Below are 5,672 nucleotides of genomic sequence, written 5' to 3' on the forward strand. Positions count from 1 at the left end.
AAACGAAACTCTTGGTCTATGAAGTACAAGATAACGATACCAATCAAGATGGGGTGGTCAATGCCAACGACATTCGCAGTTTGTATGTAAGTACGCTTGAGGGCCAGAATTTTACCAAACTCACTACGGTTTATCAAGAATTGATTGACTGGAGCTGTTTGGATAGCTTAGGACGCTTGTATTTTCGGGCTATTGAAGATTTGAATAAAAACGGTGCTTTTGATAAAAAAGATAAAGTTCACTATTACTTTATTGATTTACTCAGTACTACTTGGACACCTCAAGAATACAATCCGCTGCCGTAGCGGATTTTTTTTTGAAAAGGGATGTTGGTTTTCAGCCCCGGGCGCAACGGCATCCTTTGGGGTTTAGTCCAAAGATACAGTGGAGCACGGGAGTGGGTGAGTGCTTGAAAATAGGGCTTCTTGCTGCCAAAAAATAAAAACTGAATTTAGTCAAAACTCTGTAGCGTCACCAATTTGGCGTAGGTACCTTCCAGCGCCATGAGTTCGGTGTGGTTACCTTGCTCGATGATTTCGCCTTTGTGGAGCACCACGATGGTATCGGCGTTTTGAATGGTCGATAAGCGGTGCGCGATGACAATAGACGTGCGGTTTTGCATCATATTTTCAAGGGCAATCTGAACCGCTTTTTCACTTTCGGTATCGAGGGCTGAAGTGGCCTCATCGAGAATCATGATGGGGGAGTTTTTGAGTACTGCGCGGGCAATAGAAATACGTTGTTTTTGTCCTCCAGAGAGTTTTCCTCCTGCATCTCCGATGTTCGTTTGGAGTCCGAGGGGCAATTCCATCACAAAATCATAGGCGTTGGCCACTTGCAACGCGTGTATTAACTCGGCTTCTGTGGCTTCGGGTTTTCCGATGCGCAGGTTGTTTTCGATGGTATCATTGAATAAAATCGAATCTTGGGTAACCAAGCCCATCAAACGGCGCAGCGCATGGATGTCCATAGTTTTGATGTCGACGCCATCGATGGCAATTGTACCTTCCTTAACATCATAAAAGCGGGTGAGCAGGTTGGCCAACGTACTTTTTCCGCTGCCCGATTGTCCTACCAAGGCAACGGTTTTTCCTTTGGGAATGGTCAGTGAAAAGTTTTTCAATACAGGTTCGTCTTGGTAACCGAAGTTGACATGCGATAGCGTGATGTTGTCGGTGAATTCGGACTTCTGAATCGCATTGGGTTCAGAGTTCACGGTATTTTCTTCTTCTAGTACTTCAAAAACCCGTTCGGCGGCGGCAATTCCATTTTTCACGGCATAGGAGGCTTTGGAGATGGCTTTGGCTGGAGTTAGAATATTGTAAGCTAGCCCCATAAACGACAGGAATACCGGTCCAGATAAGGATTTGTCAACCAAAACCAGCGTTCCTCCATAGACCAACAAAACGGCTATGGTGATGATTCCAAGTAGCTCACTTAAAGGCGAGGCGAGGTTGTTTTTCTTCCCGATTTTGTTGGAAAGTACTAAGAGTCGGTGCACGGATTGTTCGAAGCGGCTTTTAAAGTTCTCTTCGGCGGTATAGCTTTTAACCACTTTGAGTCCGGTGAGCGTTTCCTCCAGCAGTGAAATAAGGTATCCTGCTTCATTTTGGGCACGTAGGGATTGTGATTTGAGACTTTTTCCAATCAACGAAATGATAAATCCGGCGATGGGAATGAAGATAAATACAAACAGAGTGAGTTTCCAACTGATGGTAAACATCATAATGATGGAGAAAATGATGGTGAGCGGTTCTTTGATGATAAGCTCTAGCACCATGAAAAAGGAATTCTGCATTTCACCTACATCGCCTAGCATTCGGGTCATAACGTCGCCTTTTCGTTTTTCAGAAAAAAATGAAATCGGGAGGGAAATGATTTTTTGATACATTTCATTGCGAATGGTAGCCATGACATTGGTGCGTAAATGCATCATGTGGTAGGAGGCCATATACCCTGCAATGTTTTTCAGTAAAAACGTAACAATGACAATCGAAACCACTAGAAAAAGTGCGTTTTGAGGTGTTCCCGAGTCGGTAAAATGCGTGACTTTATAGTACAAAAGATTCTCTAGGTAGTCTTTTGCTCCTGAAATATTGGTATACACAGGCGCTTCGTAGACCTTTTTCGTTTGATCAAAAAGCACGTTCATCATAGGGATGAGCGTGATGAAGGATAAGGTTCCAAATAACGCATAGAGAATGTTGTAAATAACATTCCCTACCACATGATGTTTGAAGGGGTAGATGTACGGCTTTAGTTTGTGGATGATTTCTTTCATACGTTTAAGCCCATATCGGCAATACAATTTTTAATCTTTTCGTCCAAAATGGCTTCCACCGTATCAATTTCATCTCGCGAGGTGAGGGGGGCATTAACGCTGAAATAAAATTTGATTTTGGGTTCGGTACCACTAGGTCGGGCACAGATTTTACTGCCGTCTTCCAAATAGTATATCAATACGTTGGATTTGGGTATGGTGAGGTCAAATTCACTTTTGTTTAGCACATCGCGTCCTTTGGAGGTTTGATAATCTTCAATACACACGATCCGCTGGCCATTGATTTCGGCAACTGGATTTTGGCGCATGTCAATCATCATTTGGTTGATTTCTTGTAAGCCCGAAATTCCTTTTTTGGTCAGTGAAATGAGGTGTTCTTTATAAAAGCCGTGATCGAGGTAAAGGTTAAGAAGCTCTTGGAAGAGCGAACTACCAGCGGCTTTGGCTTGCGCGGCAATTTCGCAGACCAAAAGGGTAGCACCCACCGCATCTTTGTCGCGAACGGCATCACCGACCATGTATCCAAAACTTTCTTCACCGCCACCGATAAATTGAAGTTCGGGGAAATCTTTGATGAATTTAGCAATCCATTTGAAGCCGGTCAAACCTACCTTACATTCTACACTATAAGCCGAAGCCAATTCGAGCATCATGGGTGTGGAGACAATGGTAGAGCCAATAAATTGTTTGCCGTTGATTTTTCCGGCACGTTTCCATTGTTCCAAAAGGTAGGCGGTCATGATGACCATGGTTTGATTTCCGTTTAACAGTACCAATTCATTATGGGTATTGCGCACGGCCACGCCCAAACGATCGGAGTCGGGATCGGTTCCAATTACGATGTCGGCGCCAATTTCGTTGGCCAACTTTAACGCTAGGGTTAAAGCTTCTGGTTCTTCGGGATTGGGTGACTTTACGGTAGGAAAATCGCCATTGGGGATGGCTTGTTCTTGAACGATATTTAGATCAGTATAGCCCGCTGCGGTGAGTACGGCTGGAATGGATTTGATGGAAGTTCCGTGAAGCGACGTATAGACGATTTTGAGTCCTTCACGCGCTTCTTTTGTTGTGTTGAAACTCGCGTTAGCAAGCGTTGATTTCACAAAGGCCTCGTCAACGGCTTCATCGATATATTCAATCAAACTTTCATTGGCTTCAAAGCGAATATCGGCATAATTTAAGGCCTCAATCACTTCAATAATTTCCCCATCTTGTGGCGGAACCAATTGTCCACCGTCTTGCCAATACACTTTGTATCCGTTGTATTCAGGCGGATTGTGCGAGGCGGTCAACACGATACCGGCATGGCATTGTAAATGTTTAAGGGCAAATGATAACTCAGGCGTAGGCCGCAATTCGGAAAACAAGTATACGTGAATGCCGTTGGCCGAAAAGACATCGGCAACGACTTTGGCCAAGGTATCACTGTTGTGGCGGCAATCGTAAGCGATAACCACTTTGAGCGCCTCTGTAGGGAATGATTTTTTTAAATAATCGGATAGTCCTTGGGTGTTTTTTCCAAGGGTGTAGCGGTTGATTCGGTTGGTACCGACGCCCATGATGCCGCGCATACCGCCGGTTCCGAATTCTAAGTTTTTATAAAAGCTTTCCTCCAATTCTTTTGGGTTGGACGTCATCATTTCGCGAATAGTTGCTTGCGTGGCCTCATCAAAAGTGGGGGTCAACCATTCGTTTACTTTATTCACTAAGGAAGGTTCCATAGGCATTTTAAAGGTATTGTAAGCTTAAGTTAGGGGTTGTATCGATTACCGTTCTTCGGCAATTTTATAACGCTCTTCGTTGTTTTTGGTTCGTAAGATAATTTCACCGAGAAAACCCGCCAAAAAGAGTTGAGTGCCAATAATCATCGAAGTAAGTGCAATGTAAAATAAAGGGTTGTCGGTAACCAAAATGGTATGGAACCCCGTGTAGAGTTTGATGAGTTTTACCACAATGATAAACGCTGTAGAAAGGAATCCGAGGACAAACATCAGCGCTCCGAATGCCCCAAATAAGTGCATCGGTCGTTTTCCATAACGGGAGAGGAACCAAATGGTAATTAAGTCCAAAAACCCGTTGATAAATCGACTCATTCCAAATTTGGATTCGCCGTATTTACGCGCTTGGTGGATTACTACTTTTTCACCAATACGATTGAATCCAGCGTTTTTGGCGAGCACAGGGATGTAGCGGTGCATTTCGCCAGAGACCTCTACATTCTTGACTACGAGATTTCGGTAGGCTTTAAGGCCACAATTAAAATCGTTGAGGTATACGCCGGAGGTTTTTCGCGCGGCCCAATTAAAGAGTTTGGAGGGTAAATTTTTGGTCACCACATTGTCGTACCGTTTCTTTTTCCAGCCTGAAACCAAGTCATAGTTTTCCTCGGTGATCATTTTGTATAAGCCGGGGATTTCATCAGGACTATCCTGTAAATCAGCATCCATAGTAATCACCACATCGCCCTGTGCACGTGCAAAACCAGCATGTAGGGCTTGTGATTTGCCATAGTTACGAAAAAAGCGAATTCCTTTTACACAGGGGTTTTCGTGACACAAAGATTCAATAACCGTCCAAGAACGGTCAGTGCTCCCGTCGTCAATAAACAACACTTCATAGGTATATTGGTGTTGGTCCATTACCTTTTTGATCCATTGGTGGAGTTCGGGTAACGATTCTTGTTCGTTGAGTAACGGGATAATTATGGAGATATTCATCTAAAATGTTTGCTCTTTGGATTTAAAAATGGCCGCAAAGATAAGACCTGCAATCGAAACTCCGAGTAAGGCGAATGCCAAACCTTTGATTTGAGTCGTTATTCCAAATTGGTCGTTTTCTTTCAATTGTCGAATCGCTTCTTCCATTTGTGGCTTGGTAGAGCCCATCTTTTGCATCATTTCGACTTGAAATTTAACGGTGTGCTCTTTTACAATTTCTTTGGCTTCAATATCGACCACGTTGAATAAAAAGATCATAAACACTGTAGCCAGCGTCACACGTAAACTCGCCGCAATAAAATAGGTAGTAAATGCCTCCTTAAAGGTCATTTGTCCGCCCATTTCTTTTTTGGTTTTGTGGAGTAATGTGCCATAGACGATTAAAAAAATAAAAATCTGTCCAAAGCCAATTCCCATATTGACAAACAACTTTAAATCGACCACGTACATGATGGTACTGATTAACATTGAAACAAGTGCTAGCACAATACCGTAGTTTACCGCGTTTTTCTTTACAATAGGATTCATATTCCCAAATTTTTTAAGTGAAACAAAGATATAAATTTAACTGAGACATTATGTGTCGCTTGTTTTTCAAAAAAGTTGCAAAATAGATTTGAAAATTGAAAATTAGTTGTATTTTTGCACACTCAAATAAAAAATAGAATAATTAA

4 protein-coding genes and 1 pseudogene are annotated in these 5,672 nt (G+C 42.8%); 1 reads left to right on the forward strand and 4 read right to left on the reverse strand.

Annotated features, from left to right (window positions below; genetic code table 11):
- Positions 1 to 305 (forward strand): annotated as a pseudogene (locus tag Q0037_RS11845) (hypothetical protein); the annotation flags it as partial.
- Positions 306 to 451: 146 nt separating this feature from the next.
- Here Q0037_RS11845 and Q0037_RS11850 read toward each other — a convergent pair.
- The 4 genes from Q0037_RS11850 to Q0037_RS11865 are packed head-to-tail and all read right to left on the reverse strand — an operon-like array spanning position 452 to position 5,526.
- Complete coding sequence (locus tag Q0037_RS11850) at positions 452 to 2,281, reverse strand: ABC transporter ATP-binding protein (RefSeq protein WP_297518666.1); 1,830 nt, start codon at positions 2,279 to 2,281, stop codon at positions 452 to 454.
- Positions 2,278 to 4,008 (reverse strand): phospho-sugar mutase, encoded by a 1,731-nt coding sequence (locus Q0037_RS11855; RefSeq protein WP_297518668.1) that lies wholly within the window; start codon positions 4,006 to 4,008, stop codon positions 2,278 to 2,280. Before Q0037_RS11855 ends, Q0037_RS11850 begins: the two co-directional genes overlap by 4 nt.
- Positions 4,009 to 4,047: 39 nt before the next feature.
- Positions 4,048 to 4,998, reverse strand: a complete 951-nt coding sequence (locus tag Q0037_RS11860; RefSeq protein ID WP_297518670.1) for a glycosyltransferase family 2 protein — start codon at positions 4,996 to 4,998, stop codon at positions 4,048 to 4,050.
- Positions 4,999 to 5,526, reverse strand: a complete 528-nt coding sequence (locus Q0037_RS11865; RefSeq protein WP_297518672.1) for a DUF4199 domain-containing protein — start codon at positions 5,524 to 5,526, stop codon at positions 4,999 to 5,001.
- Positions 5,527 to 5,672: the final 146 nt, after the last annotated feature.

Origin of the sequence: Flavobacterium sp., assembly GCF_027482425.1 — a bacterium.
Classification (GTDB): Bacteria; Bacteroidota; Bacteroidia; order Flavobacteriales; family Flavobacteriaceae; genus Flavobacterium.